Raw genomic sequence first — 20,417 nt, 5'->3', positions numbered from 1 at the left:
ACTATCCGGTAAACAATTGTCTTTGATCGTAAACAGTTGTTTTCAAAGTGTCAATCGATCCCGGCTGTTCGCTCTGTGCGCTGGAAAAGATCGTCATGCACCATTTACAGTTTCACAGAGCATTTATACTATAAAGCTCTAAATGGCAAAGAAAATTGGTATTTGCCATACATATTCGAATTAATGCATAGTAGTAAAAGGTGGTTAGCAATAAAAATTTCACGCCGGCCGCCGATACCACGATCATTCTTACCCAACAAGGAACCAGCATGTCCAACAACACTCCCTTCGAAGCGGCCGACCTGATCCGCGCGCGCAAACCTGGTTTCGCGCCGCGCGTGGCGTTGATCCTCGGTTCCGGACTGGGCGTGTTGGCCGAGCAGATGACGGACGCAGTGACCATCGGTTTCGACGAACTGCCGGGTTTTCCGATCTCCACCGTGCACGGCCACGCCGGCGAACTGGTGGCCGGCACCCTGGCCGGCGTCGACGTGGTGTGCATGAAGGGGCGCGGCCACTTCTACGAAGGCTACGGCATGGGCGTGATGACGTCGGCCGTGCGCACCATCAAGCTGCTCGGCTGCGAGATGCTGTTCGTGACCAACGCCGCCGGTTCGCTGCGACCTGAAGTCGACGCCGGCAGCCTGGTCGCGCTGACCGACCATATCAACCTGTTGCCGGGCACGCCGATGATCGGACCGAACGACGAGCGCTTCGGGCCGCGCTTTTTCAGCATGGCCAATTGCTACGACGCCGACATCCGCGACCGGGTTTTGGCAACGGCCGCCGCCAACGGCATCACCTTGCACCAGGGCGTGTTCGTCGCCTACCCGGGACCGAACTTCGAAACCGCCGCCGAAATCCGCATGATGGCCCGGCTCGGCGCCGACGTCGTCGGCATGTCGGTGGTGCCCGAAGTGGTCTCGGCCCGCCACTGCGGCCTGAAAGTGACGGGCGTGTCGGTGATTACCAACCTGGCCGAAGGCATGTCGCCGTTTCCGCTATCGCACGAACAGACCCTCAAGTATGCCGCGATCGGCGCCAAGGAACTCGTCAAGCTGATCCTCGCTTTTCTGGCCGACCTGGCGAAGACGCCGAGCGACGCTTCGCCGCGCGACGCTTCGCCGCGCGCCAACGCCTGACCTACCTACTTTTTTCGAGCCACCATCATGTCCCGTGCATTCATCCTCCTGCTTGATTCCTTCGGCCTTGGCGCCGCGCCCGATGCCGAAAAATTCGGCGACGTCGGCGCCAACACGTTCGGCCACATCGCCAGCTGGGCGCAAGACGCCGGCGCGCCGCTGCGGCTGCCGAACCTCGAGCGTCTCGGCCTTGCCGCCGCCGCTCACCAGGCTTGCGGCGAATGGGCTGCGGGTTTTACGCTGCGCGACGGTTTTACGGGCGCTTACGGCGCTGCCTGCGAGCGTTCGACCGGCAAGGACACCCAAAGCGGCCACTGGGAGATCGCCGGTGTGCCGGTCACTTTTGAATGGGGCTATTTTCCGCGCGCGGTGCCGTCGATGCCGCTTGACCTGACCGACAAGCTGCAAGCCATCACCGGCGTGGCTGGCTTTCTCGGCAACTGCCACGCCTCCGGCACCGACATCATCAATTTGCACGGCGACGAGCATGTCGCCACCAACAAAGTGATCATTTATACGTCGGGCGACTCGGTGATGCAGATCGCCGCGCACGAAGAACACTTCGGCCTCGAGCGCCTGTATGCCGTCTGCGAAGCGGCGTTCGAGCTGGTCAAGCCATACAACATCGGCCGCGTCATCGCCCGTCCTTTCGTGGGCGCGAACGGCAACTACCGCCGCACCAGCAATCGCCACGATTACGCAGTACCGCCGCCAAGCCGGACCTTGCTCGACCATGTGAAGGACGCGGGCGGCGAAGTCGTCGGCCTCGGTAAAATCAGCGACATCTTCGCTACCCAGGGCATCTCGCGCGTGGTCAAGGGCATCGATAACATGGCGCTGTTCGACGCGCTGCTCAAGGTCACCGACGAAGTGGGCGACAAGTCGCTCAGTTTCGTCAATTTCGTCGACTTCGACCAGGCTTTCGGTCACCGCCGCGACATCGCCGGCTACGCCAACGCGTTGCAGGAACTGGACGCGCGCCTGCCCGAATTCATCGCCAAACTGAAGCAAGGCGACATCGCCGTCATCACCGCCGACCATGGCTGCGACCCGAGCTGGCCGGGGTCGGACCATACGCGCGAACACATCCCGATGATTTTCTTCGGCCCGGGCGTGCCACCGCGCGCGCTGCCGATATCGAACACCTTCGCCGACATCGGCGCCACCTTGGCAAGCCACCTGGGCGTCACACCTCTCTCCAACGGAACACCTTTGCTATGATCCAAGCTCTTGATTTCAAACGCAACGAAGCCAGCGGACTCGATCTCGGCTGGGTCAACCAGATCAAGGTCAACCGCAACGCCGCCGACCGCCGCGCGGTCAGTTTAGCCAACCGCCGCACCGTCAAGAAGGAGTACCAGGCCGCGTGGCTGGTCCAGGCGATCAAGTGCATCGACCTGACCACCCTCGGCGGCGACGACACGCCGGGCCGCGTCGAGCGCTTGTGCATGAAGGCGATGCGCCCGCTGCGAACCGACATCATGGAGGCGCTCGGCGTCGCCAGTCTCTCGACCGGCGCCGTCTGCGTGTACCACGAGATGATCGCCCCGGCCGGCAGGATCTTGCAAGGCCGGCTGCCGATCGCCGCCGTGTCGACCGCTTTCCCGGCCGGTCTGGCCAGCATGGAAACGAAGGTGCGCGAGATCGAACTGTCGGTCGCCGCCGGCGCCACCGAAATCGATATCGTCATCACCCGCCAGCACGTCCTGAACGCCAACTGGCAGGCGCTATACGACGAGATGGTCGCTTACCGCAAGGCTTGCGGCGATGCGCACATCAAGTCCATCCTCGGCACCGGCGACCTGACCACGCTGGAAAACGTCGCCAAGGCGTCGTGGGTGTGCATGATGGCCGGATCCGACTTCATCAAGACGTCGACCGGCAAGGAAGGCGTCAACGCCACTATTCCAGTCGCGCTGACGATGGTGCGGGCAATCCGTGAATACCATGAGCAAACGGGCTTCCAGGTCGGCTTCAAGCCGGCCGGCGGCGTCAGCTCGGCCAAGAGCGCGCTGCAGTACCTGGCGCTGATGAAGGAAGAACTGGGCCGCGAGTGGCTCGAGCCGCACCTGTTTCGCATCGGTGCGTCAAGCCTCCTGACCGACATCGAGCGCCAACTCGAACACTACGTCACGGGCAACTACTCGGCGAACCACCGCCACGCGCAGCCATAAGCACCCATAATCAGCACTAAACCGTAACGGATTCGCCATGCCAACTATCAACGAGATTCTCACCACCATGGATTACGGCCCAGCTCCCGAAAGCACCAAAGAGGCGCTTGCCTGGCTCGACCGGCACGAGCGCCGCTTCGGCCTGTTCATCGACAACGCCTGGAGTGCGGCGTCCGACACCTTCGCCTCGACCAATCCGGCCGATGGCGTTGAACTGGCGCAGCTGACGCAAGCCAGCTCGCAGGACGTCGACCGCGCGGTGGCCGCGGCGCGCCGCGCCCAGCCGGGCTGGGTCGGCCTCGGCGGCCATGGCCGCGCGCGCGTGCTGTACGCGCTGGCGCGCCTGCTGCAAAAGCATGCGCGCCTGTTCGCGGTGATCGAGACGCTCGACAACGGCAAGACGATCCGCGAAACGCGCGACGCCGACCTGCCGCTGGCCGCCCGCCATTTTTATCACCACGCCGGCTGGGCCCAGCTGCAATCGGAAGAATTTGCCGACTACCGCGCCGTCGGCGTGGTGGGGCAGATCGTCCCCTGGAATTTTCCGCTGCTGATGCTGGCGTGGAAAATCGCCCCGGCCCTGGCCGCCGGTAACACCGTCGTCTTCAAGCCGGCCGAATTCACCTCCTTGTCGGCGCTGCTGTTCGCCGAGATCTGCCAGCAGGCCGGCGTGCCGGCCGGCGTCGTCAACGTCGTCACCGGCGATGGACGGGTAGGCGAAGCGATCGTCAACCATCCGGGTATCGACAAGCTGGCGTTTACCGGCTCGACCGAAGTGGGCCGCCTGATCCGCAAGGCGAGCGCCGGCAGCGGCAAGAAGCTCTCGCTGGAATTGGGCGGCAAGTCACCCTTCATCGTGTTCGAAGACGCCGACCTGGACGCCGCCGTCGAAGGCCTGGTCGATTCGATCTGGTTCAACCAGGGCCAGGTCTGCTGCGCCGGTTCGCGCCTGCTGGTGCAGGAGTCGATCCAAGAACGCTTCCTTGGCAAGGTGCGCGCACGCATGGAAAACCTGCGCCTCGGCTCGCCCCTCGACAAGTCGATGGACGTCGGCGCGCTGGTCGATCCGGTGCAGCAGCAGCGCATCCACGGCCTGGTCGAAGCGGCCCGCGCCGAAGGCTGCACCATCTGGCAGCCGAACTGCGAGATCCCAAGCACCGGTTCCTGGTTCCTGCCGACGCTCATCACCGGCGCCTCCACTTCGGCCGCCGTCGCGCAGGCCGAGATCTTCGGGCCGGTGCTGGTCGCCATGAGTTTCCGTACTCCGGCCGAAGCGATTCAATTGGCCAACAACACGGTGTACGGCCTGGCCGCCTGCGTCTGGTCGGAGTCGATCAGCCTGGCGCTCGACGTCGCGCCGCAGATCAAGGCCGGCGTCGTCTGGATCAACACCGCCAACCAGTTCGACGCTGCCTGCGGCTTCGGCGGCTACCGCGAATCGGGTTTTGGACGCGAAGGCGGCAAGGAAGGCATGTACGAATACATGACGGCGCTGTCGGAAGACGCCCGTCCGGCGTTGCCGGTGGTGGAAGCGAAGGGCGCGCTCAAGTCGTCGCCGTCGTCGCTGTCGTCGCCGTCGTCGCAGTCTTCCGGCTCAGGCAACGTGTTCGGCATCGACCGCACCGCCAAGCTGTACATCGGCGGTAAGCAAGCCCGCCCTGACGGCGCCTACAGCCGCGCCATCGTTGGCGCCGACGGCGCCTTCATCGCCGATGTCGGCGAAGGCAACCGCAAGGACATCCGCAACGCCGTGGAAGCGGCGCACAAAGCGTCCGGCTGGGCCAAGGCGACCGCGCACAACCGCGCGCAAGTGCTGTACTACATCGCCGAAAACCTGGCAATCCGCGCCGACGAATTTGCCGCCCGCCTGGCCGCGATGACCGGCTCGGCCAATCCCGCAAAGGAAGTGCAGGCCTCGATCGAGCGCCTGTTCTACTACGCCGCCTGGGCCGACAAGTACGACGGCCTGGCGCACCAGCCGCCGATGCACGGCATCACCGTCGCGCTCAACGAGCCGGTCGGCGTGATCGGCATCATCTGCCCGAATGAAGCGCCGCTGCTCGGCTTCATCTCGCTGGTAGCTCCCGCGCTGGCGCTGGGCAACCGCGTCATCGCCGTGCCGTCGGAAGCGTACCCACTGGCCACCACCGACTTGTACCAGGTGCTCGACACCTCGGACCTGCCGGGCGGTGCGCTCAATATCGTCACCGGCAGCGCCGACGAGTTGGCGCGCACGTTGGCGACCCACTCGGACGTCGATGCGGTATGGCGCCACGACGGTTCTGCAGAGGGCTGCGCCGAAGTCGAGCGCCTGTCGGCCGAATCGCTCAAGCGCACCTGGGTCGGCGGCGCCAAGGGCCGCGACTGGTACAGCACCAGGCAGTCGGGCGGTCGCGCGGTACTGGCGCACGCCAGCCAGGTCAAGAATGTCTGGATTCCATACGGCGTTTAGTTGCCCCAAAACAGGGTCAGACCCGTTTCTTAGTCGGTGTAAGCGCAGGTCTGCCGTATAAAAATGGGGTCAGACCCGTTTCTTATTCGGTTTATGGGCACGTCTGTCGTATAAAAATGGGGTCTGACCCCATTTTTTTGGAAGCCGGGGTTGCAAATCGGTTTCTTTTTTATAGCGAGAATGTATGTTTTTAAACCAAGAGATCATCCGTAAAAAGCGCAACGGCCTCGCCCTGAGCGTTCAGGAGATCGAGTTTTTCGTCGCCGGCATCACCACCGGCGCCACCACCGAAGGCCAGATCGCCGCACTGGCGATGGCGGTCTATTTCAACGACATGGACATGGACGAGCGCGTTGCCTTCACGCTGGCGATGCGCGATTCGGGCCGGGTGCTGGAGTGGCGTTCACTCGATTTGCCCGGTCCCGTCGTTGACAAGCATTCGACCGGCGGCGTGGGCGACGTCGTCTCGCTGATGCTCGGACCCATGGTGGCCGCATGCGGCGGCTTCGTGCCGATGATCTCCGGCCGCGGCCTCGGCCACACCGGCGGCACGCTCGACAAGTTCGACGCCATCCCCGGCTACAGTACTGTGCCCGATGCGGCGCTGTTTCGCAAAGTCGTGCGCGAAGTGGGCGTGGCCATCATCGGTCAGACCGCCGAGCTGGCGCCGGCCGACAAGCGTTTCTACAGCATCCGCGATACCACCGCCACGGTCGAATCGGTGGCCATGATCACCGGCTCGATCCTGTCGAAGAAGCTCTCCGCCGGTCTCGACGCGCTGGTCATGGACGTCAAGGTCGGCAGCGGCGCTTTCATGCCGAGCTTCGACAAATCGGTCGATCTGGCCGAGAGTATCGTCGCCGTCGGCAACGGCGCCGGCACCCGCACGTCGGCCATTTTGACCGATATGAACGAGTCGCTTGGCCCTGTCGCCGGCAACGCCCTCGAAGTGCGTCTTGCCATGGATTACCTGACCGGCCGCTCGCGCCCGGCGCGCCTGCATGAAGTAACGATGGCGCTGTGCGCCGAAATGTTGGTGTTGAGCGGGCTTGCCGCCACCGGCACCGAGGCCCGCGCAAAGCTGCAGCTTGCCCTCGATTCAGGGGCGGCGGCCGAACGCTTCGCCCGCATGGTGGCGGCGCTGGGCGGACCGGCCGACCTGCTGGAGCGTCCCGATGCCTACCTCGAGCAGGCGCCGGTCATCGTGCCGGTGCCGTCGCTGCGCGCCGGTTTTGCCACTACCGTCGATTGCCGTTCGCTCGGCCTGGCCGTGGTCAGCCTGGGCGGCGGGCGCCGCCGTCCGCAAGACGCGATCGACTTCGCGGTCGGCTTGACGGGGCTGGCGGAACTGGGCCAGGAACTGGCCGTCGGCGCGCCGCTGGCGATGGTTCACGCGCGCACCGAAGCGGCGGCCGAACAGGCAGTGCGCGAAGTGCAGGCGGCCTACCAGCTCGGTCCGATCAAGGCCGCGCCGAACCTGGTCACGTATCGTACTATCCGCACCATCCGCACCATCGGCCCATAAAAGAGAAAACGCCATGAAATACGCAAAACTGATCGACGAAGCCCGCGCCGCGCGCGAACTGGCTTACGTGCCTTACTCGAATTTCCAGGTGGGCGCCGCCCTCGAATGCAAGGACGGCCGCATTTTCCGCGGCTGTAACGTCGAAAACGCCTCTTACGGCTTGTGCAATTGCGCCGAGCGCACCGCGTTTTTCAGCGCCATCGCGCATGGCTACAAGCCGGGCGACTTCACGGCGCTGGCGGTGATCGGCTCGACCGATGGCCCGATCGCCCCCTGTGGCGCGTGCCGCCAGGTGGTGCTCGAATTGGGTGGCAACGACCTGCCGGTGATCCTCACCAACCTCAAGGGAGATTTGCTGGAAACCACCGCTGCCGACCAGTTGCCGAACGCGTTCGGCGGCTGGGACCTGAAGAAGTAAGTTGAAAGAAGCGAGTTGAAAAAAACCATCGACGTCCAGGCCGCTGTCGCGCTAGCCGCCGGAGAGGCCATCGCCGCCAGGGCGCAGGGCAGTTTCGGCGTCGGCGGCGTGCTGCTGGACCAGTATGGCAACGTACTCAAGACGCTGCAAAATAACGTCGTGAAGGGCGGCCTGGTCTTCGATCCGACTGCCCACGGCGAACGCCAGCTGATCGACTGGTATTTCGCCGAGCGCGCCAAAGGGCGCATGCTGCCCGCGCCGCACGACGTCACCCTCGTCACGTCGCTCGATCCGTGCGCCATGTGCGGCGGTGCGATCCTGGCGGCCGGTTTTAACGTCGTAATCGCCGCCAATGATCCGAAAGCCGGCATCAATCATGACGAAACCGCGACGTTCGGGGCGCTGCCGCAAGACCTGCGGCAGGCGGCGGCGGCCAGCTTCTGCTATCCCGCCGTGCTGGGATCGTCCGCCTATGCGCGCGAGGGCAGCGGGGCCGCGCCGAAGTCTTTTTTCATTGGCAAGACGATCGCCGAGCCAACCTTGGCGCTGTGTTCGCTGTTGATCGAGGCGACGACCGAAAAAGTACAGGCCTTCCTCCACAGCGATGCTGCGCAAGGCGAGTTGCAAGACCCGGCCACGCTCGCGCCCAGCCATCCGCTGCTGCGCAAACTCAAGTCGCTGTACCCGCATGCGCTGGCGTATCGCGGCGCGCCGCATGCGCCCGATGTGGGCCTGGCGCCTTTCCTGCTCGCCGCGATGGAGCAGGACCGCCGGCAGGGCGGCGATGGCGACTGCGCGGCGCTGTTAGATGGCTTCGGCAACCTGTTGCTGTGCGTGCCGGGCCGGCGCGCGCAATCGGCCATCTGTACGGCGTTCATGGAATGCACCCGCCAGTACGCCCAGCTGCGCTACCAGCTGATTGCCGGGGCCGGGGCCGACGCTGGAATGCGGGACACGGTACGCCGCTACCTGGCCCATCCGAAGGAGGGGACGTTCGTGTTCGCACGCGGCCCGGGCGCATGCGCCGAAAGCTTCATGGACCTGGGCGCCTACGGCTCGACGATGGAGGGGCCGCTGCCGGCCAACAATCCGCACCAGTTCCAGTATGTGCTGCCGAGGGTCGAAGAATCGCAATTGCACGCGCTATGCGAGGCGATGCCGCCGCTGTACCGTGACACCATCCGCATCCGCCCCGTGCAGGTTGGCGACGATGCGCTGATTGCGGCGCTGGCGTGACCGTAATCTTGGTCGTGTCCCGGTCGGGCCGCGTTTAACCAGGCGCCGCCAGCAGGTCAGGCCCCGGATCGCCTGCTCATCGTTCGCTTCGTTCACCATGGCAGTTTCGCCGTCGGGCCGGATCTATGCCTGTGCTTGTCAGGGATAGTAGCTGCCGATGCTCCAGATGTGGCCTTCGGGATTGCGGCAGGTGCAGCCGCGCCCGCCGTAGTCTTCGTCGACGACCAGGTAAGTGGTCTGGGTCTGGGCGCCGCCGATGTCGCCCGGCTGCACCATCAGCTCGCCGGAGTTTTTCCAAAAGACACCTTACATCGCTTCCTGCAGGCGTGCAAATGCTTTGCGTGGCCTCAATTTTAGATTGTCAATAATTGCTATTATTGCAATAATGCAGCAGTTTGGTCGCCGCGTCACTGGTGAACTGCTGGTCAACAACAAGGGGTGGCGCGATGCTCGCGATGAAACTGCGGTTTTACATTTATCTGGTGATTTTCGTCGCGCTGCTGGTCATGCTGGTACTCGACCCGCACCTGCTGGCACGCGCGTCGTCCGCCATCGCGGCGACCGTCGCTCCGTTTGTCAACAAGGTACGCGGCACATTTGCCGCGTTGACCTGAAACGCATGCAACGCAGACGCCACAGCCTCACATCTGCTGGAATAAATGTGCGTGATTGCGGCTGACTTCGAGCTCTTCGGCGAAACCGCGCAGCTTGAGCATCTGCCGCCCGCGCATGTCGCGCGTGACGGCGGCAATCGCGTCGACCCGCACCAGGGTCGAGCGGTGGATGCGCCAGAACTCGTCGGGGTCGAGTTCGTCGGCCAGTTCCTTGAGCGTTTTACGGATCAGCAGTTCGGCCTGCGCGGTCTGCACCCGCGTGTATTTGTCGTCGGAGCGGAAGAATAGCACCTCGCGCGTGCTGATCATGCGCAGGCTGCCGCCTACTTGCGCCTGGATCCAGCGCAGCCAGGCCGGCTTGGCCGCGCCGCCTTTGGCAAGCGCGTCGGCCAGCGTCGCCAGGTGCGCCAGTTGCAGGCCGATGTCCTGTGACGCCAGGTCCGACCGTAGCGGCAGCCCCAGGCGCAGGCGCCGCCGCAGCCGTTCGCAGGTGTTCTCGAGGCGTGCCGCCGACACCGGTTTGAGCAGGTAATCCATCGCGCCCTGTTCGAACGCATCGACCGCGTACTGGTCGTAGGCGGTGACGAAGACGATATGGCAGCGCTTGCACAGTTCGCCCGCTGCTTCGATGCCGCTTTGGCCCGGCATGCGGATGTCGAGGAACACGATGTCGGGCGCATGGCGGGCCGCCATCGCCAGCGCTTGCCCGCCGTTGGCCGCTTCGCCGACAATCGTCAACGCCGGCCACACCTCGGCCAGGCGCGCGCGCAACTGGTCGCGCATCGGCGCCTCATCGTCGACGATCAGCGCGGTAATTTCCTTCTGCGCCTTCTGCGCAAGCGGCGTTTCAGCTGCGATGTCAGCTGCCATCTTGGTGAACTTCCATCATCGAGTAGGGAATCCGGATCGATGCCAGGGCCCCGCCGCCGGGCGGCGCCTCGATCACCAGTTCGGCCTGGGTACCGTACAGCAGGCGCAGGCGCTCGCGGATGTTGGCCAGGCCGACGCCGTCGTCCGCATGCACATCGAAGCCGGCGCCGTTGTCGCGGACGTCGACCTGCAGCGTGGCGTGCACCACCTTTGCCGTGATGTCGATGCGCCCGCCCTCGATCTTCGGCTCCAGCCCGTGCTTGATGGCGTTCTCGATCAGCGTTTGCAGCATCATCGTCGGGAACGGCGCGCTGGCGAGGAAATCGGGCACCTCGAAGCCGACCGCCAGCCGCTCCTTCATCCTGGCCTGCATGATGGCCAGGTAGGCGTGCGACAGTTCGACCTGCTTGCCCAGCGTGCCGCCGCCGGACGCGCGCATCTGCGGCAACGTGGCGCGCAGGTAGTCGATCAGGCAGGCGTGGATACGCGCCGCTTCGGCTGGATCGGTCTCGATCAGCTGGCCGATCAGGGCCAGCGTATTGAACAGGAAGTGCGGCTCGACCTGCGCCTGCAGGGTCGCCATCTGCGCTTCCATCAGCATGCGCTCGAGCGTCGCCACATCGGCCTTGCGGCCGGCCGTTGCCGCTTCCAGCTCGGCCTTGCGCTTGGCGCCGGCCAGCACCTTGACGGCAAACGAGATCAGCACGAACCACACCGCCGGCTCGGGCGTTTGCAGCATGCCGAAAGTAACCAGGCCGAGCAACCAGATGATGATCAGCTGGCGCCATTCCGTCACCGCCAGCCAGTCGAAGAAGCGCCACCAGGTCGCGCTGACCACGGCGCCGGCTTCTCGCACCACGTCGACTGCGCGGTTCAGCTGCGATGCCTGCACAGTTACTCCTTGCGGCGGCGGGTGTTGATGACGATTGCCGCCACCGCCAGCTTGATCGCCATGAAGACGATGAACAGGCAGAGCGCCAGCGGCAGGATGGTGAGGACCAGCGCCAGGGCGACGCAGGTCACCAGCAGTTGCGGCCACGCCATGGTGGCGATGGTGCGCGAGCCCTGGCGCAGCGCCTGGGCCAAGGCCCGGCCGATCTCTCCAAGCAGTTCGGTGAACGAGGCGAAGGTGGCGTTTTTCATACTTGAACTCCTGGTCGTGTCGGTTGTCGATAACGGAACTTTAGCAAGGGCGCCGTTTTCATACCATCCGCGTCCGACGAAGCAGGCAAACCACGGCATAGCCGGTCAATCGGGGCGATTAACGGGAACGGCGCTCGTCCCAGTCGCTCTTGAGCAGGCCATAGAAGGCGGTGTCGCACACCTCGCCGGCGACGATCCAGCGTTCGCGCAGCAGGCCTTCGCGCTCAAAACCCATCCGCTCCAGCAGCCTGGCGGAGGCAGCGTTGCGCGGGTCGACGTCGGCTTCGACCCGGTTCAGATCGAGCGCGCTGAAGCCATGGTCGAGCATTGCTTTCATCGCCTCGCCAAGGTAGCCGCGGCCCCAATAGGGGCGGCCGAGGGCGTAGCCGACTTCGCAGCGCCGGTTCTGCTGGTCGAAACGGTGCATCCTGATCTGGCCGGCCAATTCACCGCTGGCGGCGAGCTCAATCCCCAAGCGCAGCATGGCGCCGCTGGCCAGGCCTTCGCCGGCACCGGCGATGTCGTGATCTGCCTGCGCGATGCCGGTCCACGGCGCGCAGCTCCAGTAACGCATCACTTCGGGATCGGAAAACACGGCAAACAGGGCGCCGGCGTCGGTCGCCACCAACGGGCGCAGCACCAGGCGTTCGGTATGAAGTACGGTTTCGGTCAACATGTTTATCCTGGTGATGTTTGGTAAAAACCCATGTCACCATCTTCCATGATGTCGTAGGTTACTGAAGCAGGTGGACCGCGAACGGTACCGCCAGCATCTTGACCGGCAGGCTGAGGTAAGTGCCGTCAATGCCAGGCGCGAGAACGCCGAGCGGCTGGTATTTGTCCACCAAACGCTGGCGTACCCGCCAACCGCGCTTGCATGAAACACCGGGGGCGCCGCCGCCATGGCGCTCATTGCGCTCATTGCGCAGCCCCCGCCGCTTGCACCTGCACCGGCAGCGCCACCGCGGACAAGACCATGTTGACGATCATTTCCTCGGCGTCGTCGAAGTCACGGCGCGTGAGCTTGCGGCCTAGTACCAGCGCCATCTGGGCGCCGAAGTCGGCGTACGACTGCGTCATCGCCCAGATCGCGAACAGCAGGTGGGTGGCGTTGACGTGGCCGATGCGGCCCTCATTGATCCAGCGCTCGAACACATCGATATCCTTGCGCATCAGCGGCACCACGCTTGCGCGGATCTGTTCGCCGTACAACGGCGCGCCGCTGATCACCTCCATTGCATACACCCGCGACGCGAACGGCTGCTCGCGCGAGAAGCGCAGCTTGGCCTGGACGTAGGCGCGCAACATGTCGCGCGGCTTGCCTGTCGGGTCGGCCAGCGTGTCCATCCGCGCCAGCCATTCGTCGAGCACGTCGTCCAGCACGCGCTGGTAGAGTGCCTGCTTGGTCGGAAAATAGTACATCAGGTTTTGCTTCGACAGCCCGGCGTTGTCGGCCACGGCGGCGATCGAGGCGCCTTCGTAGCCGTATTCGGCAAACACGCGCACCGCTCCCGCCAGGATCTCGGCTTCCAGCTTGTCGCGGTTGAGGGCGCGGCGCTTGATCGCGGCGGGGGCGGCGTCAGTACCGTGCGCGTTGACCGTTTTGCCAATCCTCATGCGCGCTCGCGCCGAATCGCGTTGAAGAAGTCGACCAGCGCCGGCGTGTCGGCGTAGGCGACATTGAAGCGGAACCAGATCGAGCTTGATGGGCGCAGCATGAAAAATTCGTTCGGCGAGAGCAGGATGCCGGATTTTAAAGCCAGGTCGGCGATCACCTTGCCGTTCCATTCGACCGTGGGGGCCAGGGCCCAGCCGGCGCTGACGAACATGCCGCCGCGCGGTTTGGCGATCGGCGTCATGCCTGCCTCGAGCAGGCGCAAGGTGGTGCGCTCGCGGCTGGATGCCAGTTTGCCGACCAGCTTGTCGAGCATGCGCTTGTACGGCCGCGCGGAAACCGCGTGGTACACTGCGCGCTCATTGATTTCGGACGTCGTCAGGCCGGCCAGCATTTTGACCCGCAGCAGTTCCGGTACCAGCGAATGGGACGCGCAGATCGAGCCGACCCGCAGTACCGGCGACAGCGTCTTCGAAAAGCTGCCGACCCGGATCACCCGCCGCAGCCCATCCATCGCCGCCAGCGACGCTTCGCCGCGGGTTGCCAGTTCGCGGTAGATGTCGTCTTCCACCAGCCAGAAATCGAACTGCTCGGCTGTTGCAAGAAGTCGGTGGGCCTGGGCCTGGGTCAGCGAGGTGCCGAGCGGATTTTGCAGCACCGTGTTGACGAACATGAGCTTGGGCTGGGTCACGGCCGCCTGCGCCATGAGCACCTCGAAGTCGAGCCCGGATTCAGTGCGCGGGATGCCGACCGCGATGCAGCCGTGGTGGCGGATCAGCGACAACAGGTTGCTGTAACCGGGATCCTCGACGAACACGGTGTCGCCCGGTTTCGTCAAGGTGCGCAAAATCAGGTCGAACGCGTGGGTGGCGCCGTGCGTGAGCAGCACCTGCTCCGGTTCGGCCGTGAACAGGTCTTCGGTCAAGGTGCTTGCTACGTGCTGGCGCAGGGTAGGGAAGCCGAGCGGATGGCCGTAGCCGCGCAGGCGGCTGGCCGGGATCTTCATTGCATGGCGCACCGCATCGAGGACGGTGGTCTCGCCATACCACTCCGGCGGCAGCCAGCCGGCGCCCACCGGCAACGCCTCCGACACGCCCGAATACAGGTCCGGCGTGAGGGCGTCGATGGCGGTGGGCGTGCTTGAGAGCGCCCACTGGGGCGCAGGGGCGACATCGCTGCGGGCGACGAAAAATCCGGAACCGCGGCGCGACGATAGCAGGCCGACACCCAGCAGCCTGTCGTAGGCCTCGACGACGGTAAAAGTGCTGACGGCGTTACATTTTGCGAATTGTCGCACCGATGGCATTTTGGTACCGACCCGTAAATCGCGCCGGTTTACCATCAGCGCAATCGCTGCCACAATCTGGTCGACCAGGCTGCCGCGTTTTGCGCGGTCGATCGCCAACACGGGCCAGCCGATGGCACTTGCGCCGCTGTTGTCGACCTGAACATGTTCAGTCGATGCCGCCGTTTCATCCATCCGCGCCTCGTTGTGTTGCATCGCGTAAAACTGTACAGTGACTCAGACCAATACGGTTGGCCGCTTTTGCGATTCGTGTATCTGTGTGATCATTGTCTCGCTGTCTATTATTGCACCATCATTTTGCCAACTGGTAAATAATTTTTAGCCGTAAAAATTTTGGAGAGTCGCATGAACCAGTCCCGACCCGCATCGATGTCTTCGTTCTGGATGCCATTTACCAATAACCGCGACTTCAAGGCCAACCCGCGCCTGCTGGTGTCGGCGGAAGGCATGTATTACAAGGACGTCGACGGCAACAGCGTGCTCGACGGTACAGCCGGATTGTGGTGCGTCCCTTGCGGCCATGCACAGCCAAAGATTGTCAGCGCCGTGCGCGAGATGGTCGGCCAGCTCGACTTCGCCCCGACGTTCCAGATGGGCCACCCGGCCGCCTTCGACCTGGCTGAGCAACTGATGGAGTACAGCGGCCACAAATTCGGCCATGTGTTCTACACCAACTCCGGCTCCGAAGCGGTCGACACTGCCTTGAAAATGGCGCTGGCGTATCACAAGGCGCGCGGCGAGGGCAGCCGCACGCGCCTGATCGGCCGCGAGCGCGGCTACCACGGCGTCGGCTTCGGCGGCCTGTCGGTGGGCGGCATCGGCGGCAACCGCAAGAGTTTCGGCCCGCTGCTGCCTGGCGTCGACCACCTGCCGCACACCCATAACCTCGAGCGCAACGCCTACACCCGCGGCCAACCCGACTACGGCAGCCACCTGGCCGACGAACTCGAACGCCTCGTCGCCCTGCACGACGCTTCCAACATCGCCGCCGTGATCGTCGAGCCGGTGGCCGGCTCCACCGGCGTGCTGATTCCCCCGAAGGGCTACCTGAAGCGGCTGCGCGAGCTGTGCACCAAGCACGGCATCCTGCTCATTTTCGATGAAGTCATCACCGGCTTCGGCCGCCTCGGCACGCCATTCGCCGCCGATTATTTCGACGTCGAGCCGGACATGATGGCGACCGCCAAAGGCTTGACCAACGGCGTCATCCCGATGGGCGCGGTGTTTACCAAGAAGCATATCCACGACGCTTTCATAGACGTGCCGGCCGGCATCGAACTATTCCACGGTTATACCTATTCCGGTCACCCGGTCGCCTGCGCCGCCGCGCTGGCCACGCTCGAGGTGTTCAAGGACCAGGATATCCTCGGCCATGCCCAAAGCGTGCAAGGCTACTGGGAAGACGCGGTCCACTCGCTCAAGGGCCTGCCGCACGTAATCGACCTGCGCACCATCGGCCTGATCGCTGGCATCGAGCTCGCGCCGATCGCCGGTAAACCTGGCACGCGCGCCTTTACCGCTTTTAAAAAGGCGTTCGCCGACGGCCTGCTGATCCGCACCACCGGCGACATCATCGCCCTGTCGCCGCCGCTCGTGATCGACAAACACCACATCGACGAATTATTTGGCAAACTGACTACCGTTCTTAACAACCTCGACTGACCGAAAGCACCTCATGAGTAACCTTGACACCATCGATACCACCGACACCATCGACACCATCACCCATTTCATCAATGGCCAGAAAGTCGACACCGCCAGCGGGCGTTACGCCGACGTTTTCAATCCGGCCATCGGCAGCCCTTGCGCGCGCGTCGCGCTCGGCTCCGCCGCCGAAGTCGATCAAGCCGTCGCCGCGGCCTCGGCCGCTTTCCCGGCATGGTCGAACACGCCGCCGCTGGCGCGCGCGCGGGTGCTGTTCAAATTCCTGCAACTGTGCCAGCAGCACACCGACGAATTTGCCACGATGCTCACGCGCGAGCACGGCAAGACGTTCGACGACGCCAAGGGCGAAGTGGCGCGCGGCATCGAGGTCGTCGAATTCGCGGTCGGCATCCCGCACCTGCTGAAAGGCGAATTCACCGACCAGATCGCGCGCGGCATCGACGCCTGGTCGATGCGCATGCCGCTTGGCGTCGTCGCCGGCATCACCCCGTTCAATTTTCCAGTAATGGTGCCGATGTGGATGTTCCCGGTCGCCCTCGCGTGCGGCAACTGCTTCATCCTCAAGCCATCCGAGCGCGATCCATCGGCGTCGCTGCTGCACGCCAGACTGCTGAAAGAAGCCGGTTTGCCGGACGGCGTCTTCAACGTCATCCAGGGCGACAAAATCACCGTCGACGCACTGCTCGACCATCCTGAAGTGCAGGCCATCAGCTTCGTCGGCTCGACCCATGTCGCCGAATACATCTACGCCCGCGGCAGCGCCGCCGGCAAGCGCGTCCAGGCCCTGGGCGGCGCCAAGAACCACATGGTGGTCATGCCCGACGCCGACATGGAGATGACGGTCGACGCGCTGATGGGCGCCGCCTACGGCTCCGCCGGTGAGCGCTGCATGGCCATCTCGGTGGTGGTGGCGGTTGGCGACGCCGCCGACAAGCTGGTCGACGCACTGGCAAAACGCACCGCTGCACTGAAAGTAGACGACGGCATGGAGCACGGCGCCGAAATGGGGCCGGTCGTTACCGCCAGCGCCAAAGCGCGCATCGAAAAGCTGATCGGCGAAGGCGTCGAGCAGGGCGCCAGCCTGCTGGTGGACGGGCGCAATTTCAAGGTGCCGGGCCGCGAAAACGGCTTTTTTGTCGGCGGTACCTTGTTCGATCACGTCACGCCCGACATGACGATTTACAAGGAAGAAATTTTCGGGCCGGTGCTGTGCGTGATGCGCCTGCCGGACGTCGGCAGTGCGTTGCGGCTGATCAACGCCAACGAGTACGGCAACGGTGTGGCGATCTACACCCGCGACGGTGGCGTGGCGCGCGAATTCGTGCGCCAGATCCAGGTCGGCATGGTCGGCGTCAACGTGCCACTGCCGGTGCCGATGGCCTTCAACAGCTTCGGCGGCTGGAAGCGCAGCATGTTCGGCGACCATCACGCTTACGGTCCGGAAGGGGTGCGCTTCTACACCCGCCACAAGGCGGTGATGCAGCGCTGGCCGAACACCGCCAGCGCGGGCGCGGAATTTTCTTTTCCACAGATGAAGTAGTCATGCGGGTGCAGCAAGCGCCGCTTGCTGCACCATAAAACCTACCACGCCGGGGGATGCATATGATCGATTCATTCAACCATTTGCCGCGCGCGGCGGCTGCCGCCGGCGCGCAACTGGAGGCGCAATTCACCGACCTGGCGCCGCCGCTGACCGCGCGCCAGGCCACCATCGAAGCGGCGCGTTGCCTCTACTGTTACGACGCGCCGTGCACCCGCATCTGTCCTACCGGGATCGACGTCGCCAGCTTCATCCGCAACATTCACGAGCACAACATCAACGGCGCCGCCCACGGCATCCTCAAGCAGAACATCCTCGGCGGCAGCTGCGCGCGCGTTTGCCCGACCGAAATCCTGTGCGAAGACGCTTGCGTGCGCAACCATGACGCAGAAGGCCAGCCGGTCAAAATTGGCCTGCTGCAGCGTCACGCCCTCGATTCGGCCAGTTTTATCCAGCATCCGTTTGAACGCGCCGCGCCCACCGGCAAGCACATTGCGGTGGTCGGGGCCGGTCCGGCCGGGCTGGCCTGCGCGCACCGCCTGGCGATGCTGGGCAACGACGTGGTCATCTTCGAAACGCGCGAAAAATCCGGCGGCCTGAACGAATACGGCATCGCCAAATACAAGCTGACGGGTGACTTCGCACAGCAGGAAGTCGACTTCCTGCTGTCGATCGGCGGCATCGACGTGCGCCACGGCCGCACCCTCGGCGTCAACCTCAGCTTGCAAGAGCTGCACACGCAATACGACGCGGTGTTTCTCGGCCTGGGCCTGAACGCCAGCCGCCGGCTCGGCCTGACGGGCGAAGACGCGCCGGGCCTGTTGGCCGCGGTCGATTACATATCCGCGCTGCGCCAGTCAAGCGACCTGGCGGCGCTGCCGGTGCCCAAGCGCGCCATCGTGATCGGCGCCGGCAACACCGCCATCGACATGGCGGTGCAGATCAAGCGCCTCGGCGCCGAACAGGTCACGCTGGTGTACCGGCGCGGCTTCGAGTCGATGAGCGCAACAAGCCATGAACAGGCTATCGCCAAGGCGAATTTCGTGCGCATGCGTACCTGGGCCGCGCCGCTCGAAGTGTTGTTGGATGACGCCGGCAGCGTGCGCGCCATGCGTTTCGAGAAAACCCGGCTTGAACAAACCGGCAGGAATGGCGGCTCTTTGGTCGGCACCGGCGTTTTTATCGACATCGCCGCCGACGCCGTGTTCAAGGCGATCGGCCAGAGCCTCGACGGTTCCAGCCTTGCGGACCCGATGGCCATGCAACTCGGGCGGGCCGGCGACAAGATCCACGTCGATGCGCAGTTCCGCACCGCGCTGGCCGGCATCTACGCCGGCGGTGATTGCGTCGCCCCGGGGCAGGACCTGACGGTGCAAGCCGTCCAGCACGGCAAGCTCGCCGCACACGCGATCCACAACGACATCCACACCAAAGCGGGGGCAGCATGGCCGACCTGAGCATCGATTTCTGTGGCATCAAGTCGCCCAATCCGTTCTGGCTGGCGTCCGCGCCGCCGACCGACAAAGCCTACAACGTGGTGCGCGCCTTCGAGGCCGGGTGGGGCGGGGTGGTGTGGAAAACCCTGGGCCAAGACCCGGCTGCGGTCAACGTGTCGTCGCGCTACTCCGCCCTCTACGGCAAGAACCGCGAAGTGCTGGGCTTTAACAACATCGAACTGATCACCGACCGCAGCCTGGAGATCAACCTGCGCGAGATCACCCAAGTAAAAAAGGACTGGCCGGACCGCGCCATGATCGTCTCCTTGATGCTGCCGTGCGAGGAAACGCTGTGGGCGGAAATTTTGCCGAAGGTCGAGGCGACCGGCGCCGACGGCATCGAACTCAATTTCGGCTGCCCGCACGGCATGCCCGAGCGCGGCATGGGCGCCGCCGTCGGCCAGGTGCCCGAATACGTCGAGATGGTCACGCGCTGGTGCAAGCAGCACTCGACGCTGCCCGTCATCGTCAAGCTCACGCCCAACATCACCGACGTGCGCGCGCCAGCCAGGGCCGCGCTGGCCGGCGGGGCGGACGCGGTCTCGTTGATCAACACCATCAATTCGATCACCCACCTGGACCTGGACCGCATGATCGCCTTGCCGATCGTCGGCAACGCCAGCACCCACGGCGGTTACTGCGGCTCGGCGGTGAAACCGATTGCGCTCAACATGGTGGCTGAAATTGCGCGCGACCCGGCCACCCGCAATTTACCGATTTCCGGCATCGGCGGCATCGGCAACTGGCGCGACGCGGCCGAGTTCATCGCGCTTGGCGCCGGCTCGGTGCAAGTGTGCACCGCGGCCATGCTGCACGGCTTTCGCATTGTCGAACAGATGAAGGATGGCCTGTCGCGCTGGATGGACGGCAAGGGGTACCAAACGATCGCCGATTTCGCCGGCAAGGCGGTGGTCAACACCACCGACTGGAAATACCTCGACATGAATTACCAGGTGATCGCGAAGATCGACCAGGACATGTGCATCAAGTGCGGCAAGTGTTATGTCGCCTGCGAAGATACGTCGCACCAGTCGATCGCCCAGTTGATCGACGCGGCGGGTAGCCGCAAGTACGAGGTGATCGGGTCGGAGTGCGTCGGCTGCAACCTGTGCGAGATTACCTGCCCGGTGGAGGCGTGCATCACGATGGTGCCGGTCGACAGCGGCAAGGGGTATATGAACTGGACGCAGGATGAACGCAATCCGCATCGGGTAGCTTAGA

Annotated in this window: 18 protein-coding genes and 1 pseudogene; 12 read left to right on the top strand and 7 right to left on the bottom strand. The window is 64.3% G+C overall.

Annotated features, from left to right (window positions below; genetic code table 11):
* The first annotated feature begins 269 nt into the window (after positions 1 to 269).
* The 7 genes from xapA (at position 270) to CR103_RS02530 (ending at position 8,947) form a co-directional block, all read left to right on the top strand.
* Positions 270 to 1,142: a xanthosine phosphorylase gene (gene xapA / locus CR103_RS02560; RefSeq protein ID WP_099914515.1), complete on the top strand. Its 873-nt coding sequence runs from the start codon at positions 270 to 272 to the stop codon at positions 1,140 to 1,142.
* A gap of 27 nt (positions 1,143 to 1,169) precedes the next feature.
* A complete protein-coding gene (locus tag CR103_RS02555) occupies positions 1,170 to 2,363 on the top strand; it encodes a phosphopentomutase (RefSeq protein ID WP_099914446.1) in 1,194 nt (397 codons plus the stop codon).
* On the top strand, positions 2,360 to 3,316 hold the full coding sequence (gene deoC / locus CR103_RS02550) for a deoxyribose-phosphate aldolase (protein WP_099914445.1): 957 nt from the start codon (positions 2,360 to 2,362) through the stop codon (positions 3,314 to 3,316). Before CR103_RS02555 ends, deoC begins: the two co-directional genes overlap by 4 nt.
* Positions 3,317 to 3,353: 37 nt before the next feature.
* Positions 3,354 to 5,768 (top strand): aldehyde dehydrogenase family protein, encoded by a 2,415-nt coding sequence (locus CR103_RS02545; protein ID WP_370659410.1) that lies wholly within the window; start codon positions 3,354 to 3,356, stop codon positions 5,766 to 5,768.
* Positions 5,769 to 5,952: 184 nt separating this feature from the next.
* Entirely contained in the window at positions 5,953 to 7,293 is a 1,341-nt protein-coding gene (deoA, locus tag CR103_RS02540) for a thymidine phosphorylase (protein WP_099914443.1), read from the top strand.
* 13 nt (positions 7,294 to 7,306) lie between these two features.
* Entirely contained in the window at positions 7,307 to 7,711 is a 405-nt protein-coding gene (locus CR103_RS02535) for a cytidine deaminase (RefSeq protein WP_099914442.1), read from the top strand.
* A 15-nt stretch (positions 7,712 to 7,726) separates the two neighbouring features.
* A complete protein-coding gene (locus CR103_RS02530; protein ID WP_099914441.1) occupies positions 7,727 to 8,947 on the top strand; it encodes a nucleoside deaminase in 1,221 nt (406 codons plus the stop codon).
* Between the two features lie 138 nt (positions 8,948 to 9,085).
* Here the strand turns inward: CR103_RS02530 and CR103_RS02525 are convergent.
* Positions 9,086 to 9,223 (bottom strand): annotated as a pseudogene (locus CR103_RS02525) (VOC family protein); the annotation flags it as partial.
* A 170-nt stretch (positions 9,224 to 9,393) separates the two neighbouring features.
* On the opposite strand from CR103_RS02525, the gene CR103_RS22415 reads away from it, so the two are divergent.
* Complete coding sequence (locus CR103_RS22415; protein WP_180279251.1) at positions 9,394 to 9,561, top strand: hypothetical protein; 168 nt, start codon at positions 9,394 to 9,396, stop codon at positions 9,559 to 9,561.
* A 27-nt stretch (positions 9,562 to 9,588) separates the two neighbouring features.
* On the opposite strand, the gene CR103_RS02520 is transcribed toward CR103_RS22415, so the two are convergent.
* The 6 genes from CR103_RS02520 to CR103_RS02495 all read right to left on the bottom strand — a co-directional run bounded on the left by CR103_RS02520 (position 9,589) and on the right by CR103_RS02495 (position 14,669).
* Complete coding sequence (locus CR103_RS02520; protein ID WP_099914440.1) at positions 9,589 to 10,431, bottom strand: LytR/AlgR family response regulator transcription factor; 843 nt, start codon at positions 10,429 to 10,431, stop codon at positions 9,589 to 9,591.
* Positions 10,421 to 11,323, bottom strand: a complete 903-nt coding sequence (locus CR103_RS02515) for a sensor histidine kinase (protein ID WP_099914439.1) — start codon at positions 11,321 to 11,323, stop codon at positions 10,421 to 10,423. Before CR103_RS02515 ends, CR103_RS02520 begins: the two co-directional genes overlap by 11 nt.
* A 2-nt stretch (positions 11,324 to 11,325) precedes the next feature.
* Positions 11,326 to 11,574 (bottom strand): hypothetical protein, encoded by a 249-nt coding sequence (locus CR103_RS02510; RefSeq protein ID WP_099914438.1) that lies wholly within the window; start codon positions 11,572 to 11,574, stop codon positions 11,326 to 11,328.
* A gap of 118 nt (positions 11,575 to 11,692) precedes the next feature.
* Positions 11,693 to 12,256, bottom strand: a complete 564-nt coding sequence (locus CR103_RS02505) for a GNAT family N-acetyltransferase (RefSeq protein ID WP_370659416.1) — start codon at positions 12,254 to 12,256, stop codon at positions 11,693 to 11,695.
* 236 nt (positions 12,257 to 12,492) lie between these two features.
* Positions 12,493 to 13,191 carry a TetR/AcrR family transcriptional regulator gene (locus CR103_RS02500; RefSeq protein ID WP_099914436.1) on the bottom strand — a complete coding sequence of 233 codons (699 nt, stop codon included), beginning with the start codon at positions 13,189 to 13,191 and terminating at the stop codon, positions 12,493 to 12,495.
* A complete protein-coding gene (locus tag CR103_RS02495; RefSeq protein WP_099914514.1) occupies positions 13,188 to 14,669 on the bottom strand; it encodes an aminotransferase-like domain-containing protein in 1,482 nt (493 codons plus the stop codon). The genes CR103_RS02500 and CR103_RS02495 overlap by 4 nt, the downstream gene beginning before the upstream one ends.
* Positions 14,670 to 14,840: 171 nt before the next feature.
* Between CR103_RS02495 and aptA the strand changes: the two genes are divergently transcribed.
* The 4 genes from aptA to preA all read left to right on the top strand — a co-directional run bounded on the left by aptA (position 14,841) and on the right by preA (position 20,416).
* The gene (gene aptA, locus CR103_RS02490; protein ID WP_099914435.1) at positions 14,841 to 16,157 is read left to right on the top strand and encodes an omega-aminotransferase AptA; all 1,317 of its coding nucleotides are present in this window, start codon (positions 14,841 to 14,843) and stop codon (positions 16,155 to 16,157) included.
* A 13-nt stretch (positions 16,158 to 16,170) separates the two neighbouring features.
* Positions 16,171 to 17,700, top strand: coding sequence for a CoA-acylating methylmalonate-semialdehyde dehydrogenase (locus CR103_RS02485; RefSeq protein WP_099914434.1), 1,530 nt, complete (start codon positions 16,171 to 16,173; stop codon positions 17,698 to 17,700).
* A gap of 62 nt (positions 17,701 to 17,762) precedes the next feature.
* The gene (locus CR103_RS02480) at positions 17,763 to 19,157 is read left to right on the top strand and encodes an NAD(P)-dependent oxidoreductase (protein WP_099914433.1); all 1,395 of its coding nucleotides are present in this window, start codon (positions 17,763 to 17,765) and stop codon (positions 19,155 to 19,157) included.
* Complete coding sequence (preA, locus tag CR103_RS02475) at positions 19,145 to 20,416, top strand: NAD-dependent dihydropyrimidine dehydrogenase subunit PreA (RefSeq protein ID WP_099914432.1); 1,272 nt, start codon at positions 19,145 to 19,147, stop codon at positions 20,414 to 20,416. Before CR103_RS02480 ends, preA begins: the two co-directional genes overlap by 13 nt.
* Position 20,417 lies beyond the last annotated feature (1 nt).

Source organism: Massilia psychrophila (assembly GCF_002760665.1).
GTDB lineage: Bacteria > Pseudomonadota > Gammaproteobacteria > Burkholderiales > Burkholderiaceae_D > JAFCUW01.
This window is presented reverse-complemented; position numbering and strand designations above follow the sequence as displayed.